The organism is Ruegeria sp. YTSC106, assembly GCF_059609765.1.
Genome location: NZ_JBXWMI010000004.1, coordinates 240,798 through 259,878 on the forward strand (window position 1 = coordinate 240,798; position 19,081 = coordinate 259,878).

15 protein-coding genes are annotated in these 19,081 nt (G+C 56.7%); 6 read left to right on the forward strand and 9 right to left on the reverse strand.

From position 1 onward, the window contains the following. Nucleotides 1-32: 32 nt before the first annotated feature. The 9 genes from AC2FEB_RS07740 to AC2FEB_RS07780 form a co-directional block, all read right to left on the reverse strand. Entirely contained in the window at nucleotides 33-1,925 is a 1,893-nt protein-coding gene (locus AC2FEB_RS07740) for a type IV secretory system conjugative DNA transfer family protein (protein WP_496883948.1), read from the reverse strand. Further along, nucleotides 1,918-3,726: a relaxase/mobilization nuclease domain-containing protein gene (locus tag AC2FEB_RS07745; RefSeq protein WP_496883949.1), complete on the reverse strand. Its 1,809-nt coding sequence runs from the start codon at nucleotides 3,724-3,726 to the stop codon at nucleotides 1,918-1,920. Before AC2FEB_RS07745 ends, AC2FEB_RS07740 begins: the two co-directional genes overlap by 8 nt. Next, complete coding sequence (locus tag AC2FEB_RS07750; protein ID WP_496883950.1) at nucleotides 3,713-4,303, reverse strand: hypothetical protein; 591 nt, start codon at nucleotides 4,301-4,303, stop codon at nucleotides 3,713-3,715. The genes AC2FEB_RS07745 and AC2FEB_RS07750 overlap by 14 nt, the downstream gene beginning before the upstream one ends. Before the next feature lie 174 nt (nucleotides 4,304-4,477). After that, on the reverse strand, nucleotides 4,478-4,759 hold the full coding sequence (locus AC2FEB_RS07755; RefSeq protein ID WP_496883951.1) for a hypothetical protein: 282 nt from the start codon (nucleotides 4,757-4,759) through the stop codon (nucleotides 4,478-4,480). Then, nucleotides 4,746-4,970, reverse strand: a complete 225-nt coding sequence (locus AC2FEB_RS07760; protein ID WP_058243048.1) for a hypothetical protein — start codon at nucleotides 4,968-4,970, stop codon at nucleotides 4,746-4,748. The genes AC2FEB_RS07755 and AC2FEB_RS07760 overlap by 14 nt, the downstream gene beginning before the upstream one ends. Then, entirely contained in the window at nucleotides 4,967-5,170 is a 204-nt protein-coding gene (locus AC2FEB_RS07765; RefSeq protein WP_496883952.1) for a hypothetical protein, read from the reverse strand. The genes AC2FEB_RS07760 and AC2FEB_RS07765 overlap by 4 nt, the downstream gene beginning before the upstream one ends. Then, nucleotides 5,167-5,475, reverse strand: coding sequence for a hypothetical protein (locus tag AC2FEB_RS07770; protein ID WP_260063287.1), 309 nt, complete (start codon nucleotides 5,473-5,475; stop codon nucleotides 5,167-5,169). Before AC2FEB_RS07770 ends, AC2FEB_RS07765 begins: the two co-directional genes overlap by 4 nt. A gap of 449 nt (nucleotides 5,476-5,924) precedes the next feature. Further along, a complete protein-coding gene (locus AC2FEB_RS07775) occupies nucleotides 5,925-6,104 on the reverse strand; it encodes a hypothetical protein (RefSeq protein ID WP_496883953.1) in 180 nt (59 codons plus the stop codon). Further along, a complete protein-coding gene (locus tag AC2FEB_RS07780) occupies nucleotides 6,101-6,979 on the reverse strand; it encodes an ArdC family protein (protein WP_496883954.1) in 879 nt (292 codons plus the stop codon). The genes AC2FEB_RS07775 and AC2FEB_RS07780 overlap by 4 nt, the downstream gene beginning before the upstream one ends. A gap of 570 nt (nucleotides 6,980-7,549) precedes the next feature. Between AC2FEB_RS07780 and AC2FEB_RS07785 the strand changes: the two genes are divergently transcribed. Genes AC2FEB_RS07785 through pglZ form a run of 6 tightly spaced genes read left to right on the forward strand, consistent with a single transcriptional unit; the run spans nucleotide 7,550 to nucleotide 19,080 of the window. After that, on the forward strand, nucleotides 7,550-8,422 hold the full coding sequence (locus tag AC2FEB_RS07785) for a BrxR family transcriptional regulator (protein WP_231024104.1): 873 nt from the start codon (nucleotides 7,550-7,552) through the stop codon (nucleotides 8,420-8,422). Next, nucleotides 8,419-9,033 (forward strand): DUF1819 family protein, encoded by a 615-nt coding sequence (locus AC2FEB_RS07790; protein WP_496883955.1) that lies wholly within the window; start codon nucleotides 8,419-8,421, stop codon nucleotides 9,031-9,033. The genes AC2FEB_RS07785 and AC2FEB_RS07790 overlap by 4 nt, the downstream gene beginning before the upstream one ends. A 1-nt stretch (nucleotide 9,034) precedes the next feature. Further along, entirely contained in the window at nucleotides 9,035-9,637 is a 603-nt protein-coding gene (locus AC2FEB_RS07795) for a DUF1788 domain-containing protein (protein ID WP_496883956.1), read from the forward strand. A 4-nt stretch (nucleotides 9,638-9,641) separates the two neighbouring features. Next, complete coding sequence (gene brxC / locus AC2FEB_RS07800; protein ID WP_496883957.1) at nucleotides 9,642-13,160, forward strand: BREX system P-loop protein BrxC; 3,519 nt, start codon at nucleotides 9,642-9,644, stop codon at nucleotides 13,158-13,160. Further along, nucleotides 13,160-16,588 carry a BREX-1 system adenine-specific DNA-methyltransferase PglX gene (gene pglX / locus AC2FEB_RS07805; protein WP_496883958.1) on the forward strand — a complete coding sequence of 1,143 codons (3,429 nt, stop codon included), beginning with the start codon at nucleotides 13,160-13,162 and terminating at the stop codon, nucleotides 16,586-16,588. The genes brxC and pglX overlap by 1 nt, the downstream gene beginning before the upstream one ends. Beyond that, nucleotides 16,585-19,080 (forward strand): BREX-1 system phosphatase PglZ type A, encoded by a 2,496-nt coding sequence (gene pglZ, locus AC2FEB_RS07810; protein WP_496883959.1) that lies wholly within the window; start codon nucleotides 16,585-16,587, stop codon nucleotides 19,078-19,080. The genes pglX and pglZ overlap by 4 nt, the downstream gene beginning before the upstream one ends. Nucleotide 19,081: the final 1 nt, after the last annotated feature.

Sequence of the window (19,081 nt, forward strand, 5' to 3'; positions counted from 1 at the left end):
TGCACCTGCAGCGAAAGTCTGGAATCGGCCCGTTATCTCCGAGCAGCCTCTTCCATGAACCGTTCCACCCTTTCAGTGCCGGCCTGATAATCACCCAAACTGGCCTGTTCATCTGACTGAGCATTTTGACTACCGGACGCCAATTCTTCAATCTCATCGCGCCGTTTCTCACCACCTCCAGAGCCGTCACCTGAAACCGCTTTCGGCATCTCAAGCGCTCCAATCTTAGCCTCCAGCGCCTTGATCTGCCCTTGCAGCCCGCGCATCTGGTCACCAGCTGACGGATATGGCAGATCGCCGGTTTGCTTGTCGAAGATCTGCTTAAAGAACCGATCCTCATAGTATTTGATCCGCTTGGCGCGCACGGGCATTTGCGCGTCGACCACCAGAACGATGTCATCAAGATCCATGCGACGGGCCTCATCCTCAGGTAACAAAGGCGTCTCTTCCGTCCGTTCAGACATACTGCGCCCCGCAAATGGGTTGCGGCCGACCGACCGTGAGCGGGTCACAACGCGCTTGGTAGTTTTGCCAACGGCTTTGCTGAGCTCTTCGATGGTCTTTTCATCTGAGGGGGTCAGATAGAGCTTGATGCCCGCGTTGCCCTGCAAGGCACGCCGGGCATTTTCGCCGTAGATTTCGTCCAGCGCCGGGATTGTCTGTGTGACGATCGCGAGGTTCGCACGGTAGGATCGCAGTGTTTCAATACTGTCCAAAACGATGGGCATTTTGCCCAAGCGGTTGAACTCATCGAGCATGATCATCACAGGCCAAGGCTCGTCCTTGCCGGGTTCATGGTCCTGCAACGATGCCAGCAAATCTGCGAAGAAAAGGCGGATCAGTGGCGCGAGGGGTTTCACCATCAGCGGTTCGACCACAAGATAGACCGAAAACGGCGTCTTTCGGATATCGCGGAAATCGAAGTCAGAGGTCGCAGTTGCGCGATCGATGGCAGGGTTCGACCATTGTTTGAGGCCAGATGTCATCAAGAGCGACAGGTAGGACGTCAGCGTGTCGTTGTTGGTCGAGGCCATGCGCATGAAGATTAGCTTGGCGGCCGGATTGACGACTTCGTCGGCTCGGCGGCGATACTCTTTCTGTTTGTCACCGCCTGACGCTGTGATGCGGTAGATCTCGCCCAAGGTTGGCCGCTTTCGCTCGAATGCCAAAAGCCCTGCCGCCACAAATAAGTCGATGCCACCGTCGAGCAGCCCTTGGACGCGGTCGTTATCTGCTTGCAGAAACAGGGAGGCCAGGAGTTGCAGCTCCATCTGCTGGCGGTCGACGTTTTCCAGCGCCGATATTCGCAGCAAGGGATTGTAGAGGTGCGAGCGGCCATCCTTCCAATCAGTGGGCGCAAAGCGGAACACCTTGTCGCCCTGCGCGACCCTATGGCGCGCCGTCGCCTCGAAATTTTCTCCCTTCACGTCCAACACCACCGCGCTGCCCTGATAGGTCAAAAGGTTCGGGATCACGAACCCCGTCGTTTTTCCGCGTCCGGTCGGGGCGACGATCAGGGCATGGGGGAACACCTTGGACATCACGAAGGGTTTGCGACTCTTGGGCTTGCCCATTTTGCCGAGGACAAAGCCGTGGCCGGGCTTGCCGAAAAAGCCGTTCCGCTTCATCTCGGAGATGTGCTGCCAGTGGGTTTCCCCAAATTTGGTCAGCGCATCGTTCATCAAGACCGCACTGAGCAAAACACCGGCACCAGTGCTGATCCCAACGATCAAGTGAACTATCTGCATATCGGTCGGATGGGTCATTCGGAGAACCCCATAGCTGCGCGCCAACATCAGGAAATTGATATCCGCCCCGACCCCAAACCAGCGGAATGTCAGAAAGGCCGATGCCAGAACATACCCGAGCACCGCGCCAAGAAAAGCAAAGCTCATGACGCCGAGTGCGATCCGCATCTTACCCATGCGTCAGGCCCTTTTCGGCGTCGGCATCGACATGCCGCTCGCGTTGAACATCAATTTCCTCATTGGCGATTTCGTCGAGGACATGCTCCATCGCTACACTGTTCGCCAGAGCAGCATCGCTCTGCAGGTAGGCCTTGGCCGCATAGAGCCTTTCCAGGCGGTCTTCGATGTGTTCTTCAAGCGTGGTTTCATCACCAATCGCCAAGTCAGGGGTGTTTTCTTCACCGGCCAGATCCTCCAGTTCGGCCCTCAAGGTCTCGCGCTCCAGATCGCTGTGGAATGGATCTGCGGTCGGGTCTTCCCTCATACGGCTCAGGATTTCAGCAGTGATCGGCGGAAGCCGGTCGGTGATGGCTTCCTGCCAGTCGGCTTCCACCGCCCCACTGTCTTTGAGAACTTCAGCATCGGCTAACACACTGCCCAGATCGCTGTGCACCTGGTCAAGGCGGTCGATCGCTTTCTCGAGCTCATCGGCGCGTGACAGGTCAAAGCCCTCTTTGTCGGCAATCGCCTTCAAATCCTGCCCAAGCCATTGCCGCTCGAGCGCGGCGTTGCCCGCGCCTATTTCGACACGACGCGTCACCTCTTGCGCGGCAATGCCGGTGCCTTTCAAAGCCTGCTGAAGAAGCTCTGCCAAAGCTGGAGCCTGCAAAGCTCCTTGGGCCTCGGCCCGTATATTCGCTACCGAATAGATCCCACTTTTGGACGCATCTTCGAGCAAGGTGTGGGACTGCGATCCCATTGGGCTCAGATGCGACAGTGAGCGATAGATGTCGTTCAGCTCATGTTCGAGGGCCGCTCGCCGCTCTACAGGCGCGTCCGCCACAATGCGTTCAGCTTGGTTGATCTTGTCGTGAAAGGCATCCACGACCTCGTCAAAGGAATGCTGTTCTTCGGCCATGCCATATACCTTTCCATCTGCTTCTATCGGTTTGCCCTGCGCTAAAAGCGTCGCGGCCTTGTCCAAGGCTGCTGCAATGTCATGCTGGTTCTCGCGCGAGGCCTCGGCAGCCAGGCCGCGATAAAGCCGCGCGTTCTGGGCGACTTCAGCCAAGGCACGGTCAAGCTCTGGCCCGACGCGCTCACGCTCGGTCAGCTTCTGGCCAGTGGCTTCTGCGCGGCGCTGGTCTGCATCGATTGGCGTCTTTGTCGTCACCCCACGTTCGAGCTTTCGGGTCGCTTCAAGGCGCAGCCCATAGCGGTCTGACACCGCCACCATTGCCTCGCGAAAACTGTCGTAGTTGAAATGGTGCCCTTCCTTCAGAAAGAAGAATTCACCGTCCTTGCTGCGCCGGTTCAGAACGATGTGCGCATGCGGGTGGTCCCGGTCCTCATGCACTGCCGCGATGTAGTCAAAGTGGCTGCCTTCGCCCTGAAAGAACCGCTCGCAGATCTCGCGCGTGATCTCGGCAACATGCTCGCCGCGCGTGCCAATTGGGAAGGCCATCAAGAGGTGCGAGGTATGTCCGAGCTTTGGATGAAATCCCTCATTCCATTGCGCTGAAAACCGACGCGTGACCTGTTCGATCTCTTTGGCTGACAGAACGCTTTGGCCGTCATAGGTGCCACGGCTGTCGATGATAAAGCTCGACTTGGTGGTCAGGTATTCCAGCTGGTTGCGCAGCTGAGTTTTGTTGTGCGTGCCGCCATCGCGAATGGCTTTGAAGATCGCGGGAGAATGCCCCATGGCAGCGCGCGCCATCTGTTTGGCACGGGCGCGCGGGACGCTGCCGCGAATGCGGCTCCAATCACGATCGAAGAACGCCTCCTGCGCGGCAGCAACGGCGCTATTCCGAGCCATCGGCAAAGCCTCCCAGAACGCGTGCAACCTCGCCGGACAGAGCGCTTCGTCTGCGTTGCGCCATGTCCTGAACCTGATCCGCGATATCGAATATCAGCCCCGCTAAGGCACGAACCTGACCATGGGCAGAATTGCCGTAGGGTGGCGGTTTACCCTGGCGCTTCGCCTCGTTCAGGCGCTGCGCAATTTGGTTGATGTTGTTGCCGGTGCGATTGAGCGAGGCCGATAACCCCTGCATCTGGTTGGCCAGTTCATCGTCGGGAACAAAGAGATCGTTTGACGCATGGATCAACCGCCTCAGCCCCTCCGCCCGGCTGGCGATATCATGCCGCGTCAGCACTGCATCGAAGCCCGCCAGCTCCTTAGGCGTCAGCCGGACATTCACCAGTTCAGAGCGCACCCGCGCATCAAGCTTGCGGCTTTGATCGGCCTTCAATGTGTAGAAGATACTGCGGGTCGTGACGCCAAATTCACGAGCCAAATCCTCGATTGGCACCCCCTCGGCACGCTTGCGCACGATCGAAAAACGCTGGTTTTGTGTCAGTCGCTTGTGCCGTGGTACGCGCGGTCGGCCCATGTGAAGTAATCACCCCTATTTCTTGCCAGCATCATACAGGCAGCCCAGTTATGGCACTTCGCCATGATTGATTCAATATTATAATATTGAATCAACTGCCTGTATTCCGTTTGGAGCAGCCATAGGCTGCGACCGCCGGGCAAAGCCCGGCCTCATGCGCAAGGCATGGCACCACTAGTCGTGGTTCCACGCCTCAGCATCGCCAAGCAATTGCAGCGCTATTGTGCGGGCCGCGCCTTCGGCGCTGGCATAGGTTTGATGATCGGGCAGCTCGTGCAGATCAAAGGGTTGTTGCGGGTCGTCCGGGGTCTCAACTCGGACATAGATCGCCCAGCCATCAATCAGTTCTGGATCATCACAATACTCCTGCCCGCCATCGGGCAAATTGCAGAACCCATGCAGATGCACACTGGCGCGGCCCTCTCGGGCCGCCTGCCTGATGTCAGAATACCTCATGGCAAACCTCTGCGTTTTCACTGATGAAAAATTCGTCGGGCTTGCCGTTCAGGCGGGTGCCATCCCGACTGGTCAAACCGATAGCCGACGCGTTCCGCGTGAATGTGATGAGGTATTGCCCGAGGTCATCACGCGTCACCAAATATCCGCTGTTGATCCAATGAACGCGGTTGCCCGCATCCACTGCTGCTTTGATGTCTTCCACGGTCATCGCAACGCCTCCTCAAGGATTGCGAGAGCCCCAAGACAATCGTCAACATATGGCTGCTCCTCACCCTCGAGATCGTTCAGCTCCAGCCGGTTCAATACCGCGTAAAGCGTGGCGCGCGCCTCGCGGGCTGCGCTTCGCAAACTCACGGTATCTTCCAGACGCGCCGTCGCAAAATCATCGCTGTGATGGTCAGGGGTCATCGGATTTCTCCCGCCTTGTGCTTCCAACGCGGGGCGACGTCTTTGAACGGCACCGTGAAGGGCGGCAGCGCGTCAAAGCCGTTCGAGCTCTTGGCAACCTTCACCTTGGCGCAGTCATCCTCGACGCTGAGGATCTCGACGCAGAACACACCGCCCAAACCTGACGGAACAACGATCTCTTTCAGCTCGTGTCGATGCTTCCTGCAATAGACGCAGGTGCTATAGAGTCCGTCGATGATATGACCGCCGGTCGTGCGATCACAGTCGCAGGTCCAGAATTTCGGGGGCTGATATTTGTGAGCCATTTGTGGCCTCCTTTTGGGTGCTGCGGTTGGGGCTTGGCTCCCCTTCCGCCAATGGGCTGCACACCGGCCAATCTGATCTGACCGAATACGCATGTATTCGGCGGAACAGAGTGGGTGGGGGCACAGCCCGACCCACGCCCCTGACGCGGCCAGTCAATGGGTCAAAGCCAGCAACTGGTGCGGCCCGCAGCGCGCCTTCGCGCGAGGACACGGGTTGCAGGCTTTGACGACGCGACCGCGCGGCGCTTGCCCATTGACGGGACGCGACAGGGATGTTGGGCGGACCAATCAAACTGAAAAGAGTCTGAAGGAGGTGAGCGGGCTGAAAGCCGGTCGATCCTCCGCACAGCCCGTTTCTCAGAGCGGCCCGTGCGCAGTAGCACGGGCCTCAATTTCTCATCTCATCCCCCAAGGCCAGCGCCCCGCCACTTCAGGCGGGGCGCTGGTGCTCAAAGCTCAACACCGGCTTTCATGTTTCCGTCCGGATCCAGCCAGGAACGGGCCTCGGCGCAATCCAAGCAAATACAGGTGCAACTGCCTTTCACGATGATCGGCGCTAGAAAGATCACTGGGTTTGACGCGCCGCATTTGCGGCACGTCATCGGGGGCAGGATTGCGGGGCCGCTCATGCTGCGGCCGCTTTCGATTGACCTGCGGCTGCTAGGACAAAATCGGCTGCCTTCTGGGCCTCGGACGCCGCACGAAAAATCGCCCGCTTGTCCTCTTTGAGCGCTTTCAACCACCCTTCAACATAAGCGGCGCTCTGGTCGAATTCCGGCGCGACGCCAATCTGAGCACCAAGGAAACAAGCACCGATTTCCGCCACCAACTCCTCAAAGGCATAGGCTTCGCGGTTCGCAAATTTCTTGATCCGCTCAAGCCGCTTTTCGCTGCCGGTCCAATGGATCATCTCATGGGCCAACGTCCCATAGTAGCCTGCCGCATTGTGAAAAGTGGCAATCGGCGGCATATGGATGTGGTCCTTGGCGGGGCTGTAGTAGGCGCGCGGATCATCACTGGTGAGGATCTCCGCCCCTGTTCGGCTGAAAAACGCCTTAAGCTCAGAATCTTCGGACGTCCCAAGATCGCGCGGGGCCTCGGGCCGGATGTAGTAATCCTCCGGCAAGCCATCGATCTGATCCGCATTGAACACACGATAGGCGCGCGCATAGGGAAGCTCTTCCTCGATGCCCAATTCGTTCTCTCGGGTGAACGTCCCATATTTGACCACGGTCGACGACGTTTCGCCTTTGCGGACTTGGCCGCTCAGTTCCTGCGCCTGTTTGTAGGTCATCCAGCGGCTGGATACATAGCCATGCTTGGCCGCCATGACCCAGAGCATCAGGACATTAATCCCGCGATACTCCTCGCCGTTGTGTCGGGTTGGCAGGGCAATGCCCGACGCGCTCCCTGTCCACGGTTTGCGCCAAGGCGGCGTGCCTGCCTCGATTTCCGCAATAATGGTGTCGGTGACATGGGCATAAACATCAAACTTCGGTGCCATTTGTGGCCTCCTCAATCAAAGTAACGCGGGTGAGGCTTCGCGCCCCCTTCCGCCGATGGGCTGCGCCTCGGCCACCTGATCTGACCGAATACGCATGTATTCGGCGGAACAGAGTGGGAGAGGGCAAAGCCCGACCCACGGCCCTGAACGGGGCTGTCAATCGGCCACATTTGCGAAGAAAATGTCTGCGCCAAAATCAGACGCCAATTTGCCCCGCGAGGAATGGCTCGCCCGCGAGACAGGGGAAATTGGTGGCTGATTTTGGGGATGGACTAAGGTTGACCGCCACGGTCAGGGATGTTGGGCGGACCAAACAAAAGGAATGATGTCTGGATCGGGGTGAGCGGGCCATCGGCCCGTTGAGCCCCGGTGTAGTCTATTGGGAGATGTTGCCCGCGCGATTAGGCGTGGGTTCTTCTGAGACCATGCGTTACTTCCCAGGCCGCGCGCGATACAAGACCAAAGCAATCCCTCAACCCGCTGACAGAATTACAAGATATTGCAGTCAGTCCGCTGAGTATATGGTTCTTAAATGTAGACCCATCCTCTGGGTTGAACTAGACTTAAGCTATGACAAGCGAATCGAATAGTCTTTCAAGATGGCAGCAGGATCGCCGTGCATTCATTGAGCACAGGGTCTTTTGGCGTGGACGTGTCGGCCTTGCGGATCTGATGGATGTTATGGGCCTCAGTCGGGCTCAAGCTTCGAAAGACCTCAATAGCTACATCAATGATCATCCCGAACACATCATCTACGATAAAACGGCCAAGACCTACGTTCTGGGCCCGAAATTCGAAGAACATTACACTGCGCTTGATCCGTCAGAGTATCTTGATGATCTCCTGTCGATCTCACGGGGCGGTTCAGTCCCCGCTGCAGACTGGATTGTCTATCAGCCGGACATTCTGGCAACCACTGTGCCTGGGCGCGGACTAAGCGCGCTAACACTTCGCAACGTCTTATTAGCCTGTGAACAGGGCAAAGAGCTGCAAATAAGCTATCAGTCGATGTCGTCCCCCGATCCAGAAGATCGCGTTATCATTCCTCATGCCCTCGCACATGACGGATTTCGTTGGCATGCGAGAGCGCTATGCTCAAAAGACCAGGTCTTCAAAGACTTTGTTCTCGGACGCATACTGAAAAGCGCATTGGGGGAACAATCAGATGTCGACGCCGGTACAGATGAAGACTGGCACCAAACAATAACGCTCAAAATCGCACCGCACCCTGGCCTGTCTGAAAACCAACGCAGGATTGTCGAGCTCGACTATGCAATGAATGACGGGGCGGCAGAACTTTCAGTGCGAAAGTGCCTGTTGTTCTACAATCTAAAGCGGCTTGGCCTTGACGTTGATCCTAGTATCCGCGCCCCACAGGATCAGCATATAGTTTTGATCAATGACGGAGAAGTCCGCGCTGCTCTCGAGAGGGGACGGCGATGAGTGCTTTCGCGAGACAAGACTACAAGATGTCATTTAGCACCGGCGGGCTCTTCCTGAACGAAAGCCTGGAAGTCGCGCGCTTGCATGAAGACGGTGAAGCGTGGGAAGACACAATTCTCAGAGCCATGGAGGAAGGCACAACCAGCCTACCGAAATCAGCATCGAACCGCCGATCGTTGCGCGAAATTTCTAACCGACTGCTTACTCTTACGGATGAGGAACGCGCTTACCTTGTGGAAGAGGCGGACCGCTCCGAACAGCAGGCGCTGTTGTGGATCGCCACATGCCGCGCATACCGGTTCGTTCGTGAATTTGCGGTGGAAGTGGTGAGAGAGCGATACCTGTCTTACCAACTCGATTTACCGCTCGAAAGCTTTGACATTCTTTTTGAGGCAAAAGCTGAATGGGATGAAGGACTGGCCGGATTAAGTCGGTCGACCCGCCTTAAACTTCGTCAAATCATGTTTCGCATGATGCGTGAAGCCGGGATCATTTCAGAAGATGATCGCATTCAAACCGCGATTATTTCCACACGTTTGAAACACATGATTGAAGACCACAACCCCGGCGAGCTGGCCTTTTTCCCCAGCGTTCCGGTTGAGGGAGCTTAAATTGAAACGAGAACTAAACCGGAAAGAGCGGGCCGAGCACCTCTACAGCGTGATCACCAGTGAACGCTTCCTGACCAAACAAGGCCTAGGGAATGAAGTGCCATTTTTCATCTATCCCTTTCCCGCCGAGGAAGGGCTCACCATGGTTGAGGATCGTGAAGATCTAGTGACCCGAATTCAGCACTCCGGCACTCGAGTGTTGGACCTGAACCTCTACGATCTCGCGCTCGAAATACTTTCAGAGCGCGGGATCTTAGAGCAGGTTCTTGAAATTGAGGCCGACAGTAGCAAGGGTGAGATCAAGGAACTTCTACAGGGCGTCTTGGACCCACAGGCTCATCTGATCCCGCATATTGGCCAGGCGATCCGAGCGACCCCGCATGACGTCATTTTCTTGTCAGGCGTCGGTGAAGTTTATCCTTACATCCGATCTCACAACGTGCTGAACAACCTACAAAGCACGGCGAAAGAAGCACCAACCGTTCTCTTCTTCCCAGGAAGCTACACCCATGCTTTGGCGACTGGCGCGTCATTGGATCTCTTTGGCCAGCTTCATGACGACAAGTATTACCGCGCCTTCAACATTCTGAATTACGAGGTCTAAGCCCATGGCCCAGCTGCTAAAAGACATTTTTGAGAAACCCGTTGATCGCGCCATTGACGGCGTCATTAAGGCCGATGACAAGGCAAGCCTTCGGGTCGAACTCGACGAGTACGTCATCACAGGGGAGATCGGCCAACGGCTGGAACAGTTCCTCGAGGCCTACAACAATTATGACACTTCAAATGGCGTCTGGATCTCTGGCTTCTTTGGCTCTGGTAAGTCGCACTTGCTGAAGATGCTGGCTCTACTGCTTGAAAATCGTGAAGTCGACGGCAAAACCGCTCACGAGATCTTCGCTGAGAAGCTCAAAGGCGAGCCAATGCTGGCAGGCGCACTCAACAAGGCCGTTTCCATCCCGTCGAAATCGATCTTGTTCAATATAGACCAGAAGGCAGATGTGATCTCGAAAACGGATGTAGATGCGCTTCTATCTGTCTTCCAAAAGGTCTTTGACGAAGCCTGCGGGTTCTATGGCAAACAGCCTCATATCGCGCAATTCGAACGCGATTTGCAGGGGCGTGGGCAATTCGAAGCATTCAAAGAAGCTTTTCGAAGCGCTGCCGGGAAAGACTGGGAGCGCGGTCGGGAACAGGCGCTACTCGAAGCCAAGAACATTGCGACAGCGTTTGCAGAAGCAACCGGTGGTGATCCTTCAGATGCAAAAGACATCCTGAGCCAATACCGGAAGGACACACGCGTCTCAATTGAGGACTTCGCTGGAACAGTCAAAGCTTGGATCGATGACCAGCCCAAGGGCTTCCGGCTAAACTTCTTCGTTGACGAAGTCGGCCAGTATATTGCGGACAATGTGAAGCTCATGACCAACCTGCAAACCATCGCAGAGAGCCTTAACACCAAATGCAAAGGGCAGGCTTGGATCATAGTAACTGCGCAGCAAGATATGGCGTCGGTTATCGGCGACATGACGCAACAGCAAGAGAATGACTTCTCCAAAATCCAGGCCCGCTTCAGCAACCGCATGCCGCTGAACTCGGCCGACGTCGCCGAAGTGATCCAGCGCCGCCTCCTCGCCAAAACGTCGGAAGGGCAAGTAACGCTTGGCAACCTTCATGACCGCGAAGAAAACAACCTCAAGACCCTGTTCGATTTTGCTGACGGGTCGATGAAGCTCAAAAACTACCGGGATCGCGACCACTTCATCTCAAGCTATCCTTTCCCTCCCTATCAGTATGACCTCTTTCAAATGGCAATCACGTCTTTGTCTGAGCACAACGCATTTGAAGGCAAACACAGCTCGGTTGGCGAGCGGTCGATGCTGGGCGTTTTCCAAGAGGTCTCGAAGAAGCTGAAAGACACAGAGGTCGGTGGCCTGGCCACTTTCGATCTGATGTTCGAAGGGATACGCACCGCGCTGAAATCTTCGGTTCAACAGAGTATTCAGATTGCCGAAAAAAACCTGGACGATCCTTTTGCCGTTCGGGTTTTGAAATCCTTGTTCCTCGTCAAATACGTCAAAGGCTTCAAACCGTCGGTTCGAAACATCGGAATTCTGCTCCTGTCAGACTTTGAGGCGGACCAGACAAGCCAACGTCGCAAGATCGAGGAAGCATTGAGCCGTCTGGAAAGGGAAACCTACATCCAGCGGAACGGTGAGGTCTATGAATTCCTCACCAATGAGGAAAAGGATGTCGAAGCGGAAATCAAAGCCCTCGACATAGACCCTTCTGAGCTCTCGAAAGAACTCGAAACCCTCGCATTCGATACCATTCTGCGTCATCGCAAGATCAAGCATCTCGCAACGAATAGCGAATATGCCTTTACCCGGAAACTCGATGATCACGCGGTTGGTCGCGAGTACGAACTGGCAATCAATCTCGTTTCGCCCCTCAGCGACGAGGTTGAAAGCCCCGATGGCATTCGAATGAAAACCATGTCTCGGGAAGAGCTCGCGGTTACCATGAAACCAGATGCCAACTTTGTCCGCGACCTGATCCTGTTTAAGCAAACGGACAAGTTTATCCGTCAGTCCCGCAGCGGTTCTCCGCAGCCCGGCCGCGACCGTATCGTCGCAGAAAAAGGCGAACAAAACGGTCGCCGCGCAAAAGACCTTGAAATGCGGCTTCGCAAGTTGATGGGAAGCGCCCGACTTTTCGTCAGGGGTGACGAATTGGAGATCGGTGGAGAGGATGCTCAAGAGCGCATCAGCAAGGCGTTCCAGTCCCTGGTCGACAAAGTCTACACCAATCTCCCGATGCTGCGCGGCGTCAGCTATACCGAGGCCGATATCAACAAAGCGGTACAATCGGAAAGCGGGCTCTTCGGTTCTGACGGCACAGGTATCAACGAAGCCGAACAAGACGTCCTCAGCTTCATCAACGCGCAGGCACGCAACGGGGTGAAGGTCTCCGTCAAATATCTGGCTGATCGGTTCACATCCAAACCCTACGGCTGGCCAATTACCGCAGTCCTTTGCCTTGCGGGCAGCTTGGTCGCCAAAGGCAAAATCGAAGCGCGCGTCGACAGCGCCATCAAGGAAGGCTTGGACCTTGCCAAAGCGTTGAACAACAGTCACGCGCTTCCGAACATACTATTGACCCCTCAGACGGAATTCTCCGCTGCAGAAATTCGTCGAGCGAAGGAACTTTATCAGGAGCTCTTTGCGCACCCCTCATCGGGAACAGATGCGCGCGGTTTGGGTGCGGAATGGGCTACAAGCATTGATACACTCGAAGCCGAGGTAGACGGTCTTGTTCGCTTGTCACACCGCTACCCTTTCCTGACCGCGCTCGAGCCGTTCCATGAACTGCTGCGGGGCATGAAGGGCAAACCAGCGAACTGGTATATTTCCGACGCGCCCAAGCGCGAGGATGACCTTCTGAACGCGAAGGAGGATATCCTGGACAAGGTGAAATCCTTCATGGGGGGGGCACAAAAAGGTATCTACGATGATGCCCGCGATATGCTCGCCAACCAATCTGCCAACATCGACTATGTCGATCCTGATGCTGGGGCGAAGCTGCGCGCTGCATTAGAGGATCCGAGTTGCTTTAAGGGGTCATCGATCCAGAACCTCAAATCCGACCTGTTTGATCTGAAAAACAAGGTCGAACTCAAGGTGCTTGAGGAACGCAAAGCCGTCATCTCTGAGGTCGAAGACGTCTCTGCCAAAATCGCACAAATGCCGGACTTCCAGACACTTGATCCGGACAAACAGGCCCGCATCACCGCCCGCATTGAAAGCCACAAGGCAGGTCTCGACACGGTCACGCTGATCCCCGTGCTGCGCGACCGTGCCAATGGCGCGCGCACCAACCTGCTGTCGGACGTTGTCACCGAACTAGACCGCCTTGCGCGACCGGCACCTGCGCCCGAACCACAGCCCGGCATGTCGGACCGGCCTGCGCCCGCGCCGCAGCCCCCCACAACGGTTCTCGCCTCGCAGCTCAAAGTCACAGCCCCCAAAACGCTGCTGACCGATGAGGCCGACGTCGACCAGTACCTTGAAGAAATGAAAAAGACCCTGCTGGCCGAAATCCGCGCGGGTAAGAAAGTAATTGTGTAATGGATACCAACGCGCTCAAGAAATTTGCCCAGGCCGCCCGCAACCTGTTGATCGATCAGGTCACCTCCAAGCTCGACGTCGTGCTGGCCGAGGGCAGCGCCGCGCGACGTGAGGCCCCCAAAGCCGTCAAAGACCTCGAAAACGCCATCAACAAGGCCGACAAACAGCAGGTCATCGAACAGGTCGCCTATACTTGGTTCAACCGCTTTACCGCCCTGCGTTTCATGGATGCGAACGGCTACACGCAGGTCCGCACAGTCTCCCCCGCTGACGGGGCCACGCGGCCGGAACTGCTGTCAGAGGCGATGGCGGGCAACATCCCCGACAAAGCCCCCGCCGTTATCCAATCCCTCCTCGACGGGCGCACGCCGTCCCATGACCCACAGGCCGAAGCATACCGCCTCCTGCTCGTCCACACCTGCAATCAGTGGCACGGCCCCATGCCGTTCCTCTTCGAACAGATCGACGACTACACCGAGCTGCTGATGCCCGAGGATCTGCTGTCGCAGACGTCCATCCTTGCCGAACTCCGCAAGGTCATGACCGAGGCCGCCTGTCAGGACGTCGAAATCATCGGCTGGCTCTACCAGTTCTACATCTCGGAGAAAAAGGATCAGGTCTTCGCGGGCCTCAAGAAGAACCAGAAGATCACGGCAGAGAACATCCCCGCCGCCACGCAGCTCTTCACCCCGCACTGGATCGTCCGCTATCTGGTGGAGAACTCGCTGGGGCGGCTCTGGCTGCTGAACAATCCGCACAGCGGGCTTGCGGCCAAGATGGACTATTACATCGCGCCGGAAGAGCCTGAGACTGACTTCCTGCGCATCACCAAACCCGAAGAGATCCGCATCTGCGATCCCGCCGCAGGCTCGGGGCACATGCTGACCTATGCCTTCGACCTGCTCTACGCCATCTACGAGGAAGAGGGCTATGACGCGACAGAGATCCCCGCGCTGATCCTGACGCATAACCTGACGGGGGTGGAGATTGACGACCGCGCGGGGGCACTGGCGGCCTTTGCGCTGGCGATGAAGGCGGCGGCGCGGCTGGGGCGGCGGCGGTTTTTGCGGATGGAGGCGAAACCCGACATTTGCGTGTTGTCCGATGTGGCCTTTACCGAGGCCGAGATGCAGGACGTGGCCGCCGTGGTGGGCAAGGATCTGTTCACTGATGAGCTGCGCGAGACGCTTGGCCAGTTCGAGCAGGCCAAGAACTTCGGCTCACTGATCGTGCCGAAACTGCGCGACCCCGCCGAGACGCTGCGGGTGGTCGAGGCGCGGGACTTCGGCGGCGACCTGCTGCTGAAGGAGGTGCAGGAGCGTGTCATCGCCGTGCTGCGCATGGCCGAGGCGCTGTCGCCAAAGTATCACGTGGTGGTGGCCAACCCGCCGTATATGGGCTGGGGAGGGATGAACCAAAGTTTGCGTGCTCACCTTGAGCAACACTTTCCAAGCAGCAAAAACGATCTGATGACCGCGTTTATGGAACGAACGTTGGAGGTTTGTCGAAAGGGTGGCTTCACTGGAATGATAAACATCCCCTCATGGATGTTCCTCAGTTCTTTCGAAAAGCTTCGCATCCAACTCCTGGCTAAATCCACAATTAGTTCACTTTTGCATTTGGGTCGCGGCATCTTTGGATCGGACTTTGGCACCGTTGCCTACACCGCCTTTAATCGTTCACCCGCGCCTGACAGCGTAGGCGTTTATCGCAGGCTTTTCGACGCACACGTCGATGTTCGAGCACCTGAGAAGATTCGACAACTGTTCCTGGATCATAGCTACAACCGTTTTGCTGTCTCGCAGTTGGAGTTCAAAAAAATACCCGGAAGTCCTTTCGCCTACTGGCCCACTGCGGCAGCACGCGCCGCGTTTCAGCTGGGGAAGAGCCTCGATGAGATCGCAGATATCGGAAAAGGATTTGATACAGGTGACAACGAGCGGTTTTTGCGCCTTTGGCACGAGGTCAGCAATTTGGGCGACCGTTGGAAACCGTGTCAGAAAGGCGGACCTTACCGCAAGTGGTATGGTAACAATGACTTCGCTGCGGACTGGAACCGAGACGGTCAAGATCTGAAAGACTTTCCTAAATCGAACCTACGCAACGCTCACAACTACTTCAAACGCGGTGCAAGTTGGACCCGTGTTTCAAGCGGTTCAACCGCATTCCGTTACTTCCCAGAAGGCCAGCTCTTCGAATCCACGGGACCATGCCTGTTCCCTAAAGATGCTTCGACCAAAGCTGTCACAGCATTTCTCAACAGCAAAGTGACCTTTGAGTTCTTGAAAGTACTCGCCCCAATGCTGGATTTCCAAAGCGGACATATCTCCAAACTCCCTTGGATGGCTAGCGAAGAGGTCTCAAAAAGCGCTGAAGATATTGGCAAGACCGCTATTGGCCTCGCGAAATCCGACTGGGACGCCTACGAAACCTCCTGGGATTTCACCACGCTCCCGCTGCTCTCAGTGGGTCATCGTGGCGAGACGCTGGAGGACAGCTATGCCACCCTGCGCGCCCACTGGCAGTCCATGACGGACGAGATGAAGGCACTCGAGGAAGAGAACAACCGCATCTTCATCGACGCCTACGGCTTGCAGGACGAGCTGACGCCCGAGGTGCCGATCGAGGAGATCACCCTCACCTGCAACCCCGCCTATCGCTATGGCGTGAAGGGCAGTGAGGCCGACCGCGAAACCCGCCTCCGCGCCGACACCATGGCCGAGTTCCTCAGCTACGCCGTCGGCTGCATGTTCGGCCGCTACAGCCTCGACGCGCCGGGCCTGATCCTCGCCAACCAGGGCGAGCGGCTGGAGGATTACCTCGCCCGCATCCCCGAGCCCAGCTTCATGCCGGACGAAGACAACGTCATCCCCGTGCTGAATGAGGCCTGGTTCCCCGATGACATCACCGAACGCTTCCGCCTGTTCCTGCGCGTGACCTTCGGCGAGGCGCATTTCCGCGAGAACCTGAAGTTCATCGAGGACTCTCTGGGCAAGGACATCCGCAAGTATTTCACCAAGGATTTCTACGAGGGTCACGTGAAGCGCTACAAAAAGCGCCCGATCTACTGGATGGTCTCCAGCCCCAAGGGCACGTTCAACGCACTGATCTACATGCACCGCTACCGGCCCGACACGGTGTCGGTGCTGCTCAACGACTACCTGCGCGAGTTCATCACCAAGCTGGAGGGCGAGCGTGCGAGGCTTGAAAAGCTGGCCGATGATCCGACGGCGACGCAGGGCCAGAAGACCAAGGCGTTGAAGGATGTGGCGGCGGTGGCCAAACAGATCGACGAGCTGAACGAATGGGAACGCGACGTGATCTTCCCGCTGGCGCAGCAGAAGATCGAGATCGACTTGGATGACGGGGTGAAGGCGAACTATCCGAAGTTCGGCTCGGCCCTGAAGAAGATCGCGGGGCTGTCATGACGGACCGGATCAAGGCAGGCCTAGAGCGGCTGTTCATCGATCACCGGATTGTCTTCTGGTACGACGCCGCGCGCGACATGCGGGCCGAATATGACGCCGTGGATCTGCCGGATGTGGAAAAGGTCGAGATCGCCAATAACGAGTTCGGTCTGAAGTACCGCATGCTGCGGCAAGAGCCGAAACAGAAGTTTCTGGTGTTCCACGACGGCCCCGCACCCGAGATGGCCGACAATTGGCTGCTGGACCTCTATTTCGCCTGCGGTGTCTTCAAGGCCGATCAAGCGGCGATCTGGCTAGCCGAACTGGGCCTGCCGCTGCAATTCGAAGACGTTGTACGCGACCACATGGAATTTTACCGCGCCAAGGGCCGGGTTGAGGCGCTGAAGCAGATGATCACCCCGTCAGATACCAAGACCGATGTGCTGCGCCGTATGCTGGCCGTCTGCGCAGGAGCCGAAGGTGCATTGGACACGGTGATTGAGGAGCTGCTGGCCGAGCTGGCGGACGAGCGCGACGACGCCATGCGCCTGATGGAGCGGTGTGGTCTGACAGAGTTCTTCTGGAAGCAGGTTGAGAATGCCTATGGCTATGTGAGCGATGCGCCCGACTTTGAGGATTTCGCGATCACGCTGTTCCAGTCCTGCTATGCCCGCGCCTTGGGCGAAGATGGCAAACTGAACGGCGAAGCGCTTCTTGTCTTCCGCCGCTGGAAGAACAACCGGCTGGGAGCGAAGGCGTTTGAAACGCTGAGCGGGAAGTACCAGGACATCCTGCGGATCCCAGAAGACGTGCAGGAGCGCGACATCAAGGCCTTGCGAGCAATCGACCATTTTGAAGAGATCGACCGGCAGATCATTCGCTCTTTGGTGCGTGAAATGGCCAGCCAGACGGTATCGTCGGCCGAGGTGCTGAAGACCGTGCGAGAGCGGCGGCAAAGCCATTGGTATCCGACCTATGAGGATATTTATCAAGCCATAGGCTACGCCACAGAATTCCAGCAGGCGTTAGCCGAGGCGAACCTGACCATGACCTCCCCCGCCGAGGGGGTTAAGCGCTATGTTTCGCACTGGTACAAGATCGACCAGCTCTACCGCAAATTCATCTATCATATGCAAAAGAGCGGTCAGGCCTCGCTGCTTAGCGCGTTGTTCGAGAGCGTAGAAAACCGCTACACGACCAACTTCCTTCAGGTCGTCAATGATACCTGGCAGGATCAGATCGCTGGACTGAGCGATTGGAAGATCTCGGGCTTTGCGCATCAGACCGATTTCTATATGGACCAGGCCGCCGAATTCCGCCGCCGCGATCAGAAGGTGGTGGTGATTATATCAGACGCATTGCGCTATGAGGTTGCAGAAGAAGCGCTGCGCGAGATCCGCAAGCTGAACCGGTTCGACGCCGACCTAAAGCCGATGATTTCTGCGCTGCCCAGCTACACACAACTCGGCATGGCTGCGCTCTTACCGAACAAGGATCTGGAGCTGTCGGAGGACGGCAATGTGTCTTCGTTTGGCTTGCCTACTCAGGGAACCGCAAACCGCGAAAAGGTTCTGGGCATGGGGCGTGCCGGAGACCGTGTCAAAGCCATGAAGGCCGATGAATTCATGAGCTTGAAGGCGGACGACGGAAAAGAGGTGTTCCGCGATCATGACATTCTCTACCTCTATCACAACAGGATCGACATCGTTGGCGACAAGCTCGCCACCGAGGAACGCGTGACAGAGGCTGCAGAGGTCGCTGTCGAAGATCTGACCAAGCTGGTCCGCAAGCTCACAACCGCCAACTTTTCCAACATTCTTGTGACGGCCGATCACGGCTTCATCTATCAGCACCGCGCGTTGGACGAGACAGATTTTTCGGTAGCGGTGCCTGCTGGTGCGGAAATCCTTGTTAAAAATCGTCGATTTATCATCGGGCGAGACCTTGATGCGACTTCTGGTATGAAGAAGTTCTCATCCGCAAATCTGGGTCTATCAGGTAACTTGGATGTTCTACTGCCTAATTCGATCAATCGTATGCGAGTAAAGGGAGCGGGTAGCCGGTTTGTGCATGGCGGGGCCACGCTTCAAGAGGTCATTGTTCCCGTACTCCGCGTTGGCAAACGACGCGAAGCCGATGTCGAAAAAGTTGAAGTGCAGATCATCGTAACTGGAAAAAGCCTGATCTCTTCCGGCCAAACGGCGGTCACTCTCTATCAAACACAGCCGGTTTCAGAGAAACAGCAACAACGTGATGTTCTTGCTGGGATTTACGCTTCGGACGGCACGCTCATTTCAGATGAGCACCCGCTGACCTTTGACTACACCTCGCAAAATGCGCGCGAACGGGAGCTACCCATCAAGTTCCTGCTTTCTCGCGATGCTGATCGGTTCAACAACCAGGACGTCTTCCTCAAGCTTCGCGAACGGATCGGCAAAACGAGCCACTTCGAAGATTACACAAGCCACCGTTTCCAACTGCGTCGTGGCATATCGACAGATTTCGACTTTTAAG

What these genes read in the sequence shown, in the direction of transcription:
- AC2FEB_RS07765 (WP_496883952.1), bottom strand. Translation starts at nt 5,170, where the DNA reads ATGACCCCTGACCATCACAGCGATGATTTTGCGACGGCGCGTCTGGAA.
- AC2FEB_RS07745 (WP_496883949.1), bottom strand. Translation starts at nt 3,726, where the DNA reads ATGGCTCGGAATAGCGCCGTTGCTGCCGCGCAGGAGGCGTTCTTCGAT.
- AC2FEB_RS07770 (WP_260063287.1), bottom strand. Translation starts at nt 5,475, where the DNA reads ATGGCTCACAAATATCAGCCCCCGAAATTCTGGACCTGCGACTGTGAT.
- AC2FEB_RS07780 (WP_496883954.1), bottom strand. Translation starts at nt 6,979, where the DNA reads ATGGCACCGAAGTTTGATGTTTATGCCCATGTCACCGACACCATTATT.
- pglX (WP_496883958.1), top strand. Translation starts at nt 13,160, where the DNA reads ATGGATACCAACGCGCTCAAGAAATTTGCCCAGGCCGCCCGCAACCTG.
- brxC (WP_496883957.1), top strand. Translation starts at nt 9,642, where the DNA reads ATGGCCCAGCTGCTAAAAGACATTTTTGAGAAACCCGTTGATCGCGCC.
- AC2FEB_RS07790 (WP_496883955.1), top strand. Translation starts at nt 8,419, where the DNA reads ATGAGTGCTTTCGCGAGACAAGACTACAAGATGTCATTTAGCACCGGC.
- AC2FEB_RS07785 (WP_231024104.1), top strand. Translation starts at nt 7,550, where the DNA reads ATGACAAGCGAATCGAATAGTCTTTCAAGATGGCAGCAGGATCGCCGT.
- AC2FEB_RS07740 (WP_496883948.1), bottom strand. Translation starts at nt 1,925, where the DNA reads ATGGGTAAGATGCGGATCGCACTCGGCGTCATGAGCTTTGCTTTTCTT.
- pglZ (WP_496883959.1), top strand. Translation starts at nt 16,585, where the DNA reads ATGACGGACCGGATCAAGGCAGGCCTAGAGCGGCTGTTCATCGATCAC.
- AC2FEB_RS07775 (WP_496883953.1), bottom strand. Translation starts at nt 6,104, where the DNA reads ATGAGCGGCCCCGCAATCCTGCCCCCGATGACGTGCCGCAAATGCGGC.
- AC2FEB_RS07755 (WP_496883951.1), bottom strand. Translation starts at nt 4,759, where the DNA reads ATGAGGTATTCTGACATCAGGCAGGCGGCCCGAGAGGGCCGCGCCAGT.
- AC2FEB_RS07750 (WP_496883950.1), bottom strand. Translation starts at nt 4,303, where the DNA reads ATGGGCCGACCGCGCGTACCACGGCACAAGCGACTGACACAAAACCAG.
- AC2FEB_RS07760 (WP_058243048.1), bottom strand. Translation starts at nt 4,970, where the DNA reads ATGACCGTGGAAGACATCAAAGCAGCAGTGGATGCGGGCAACCGCGTT.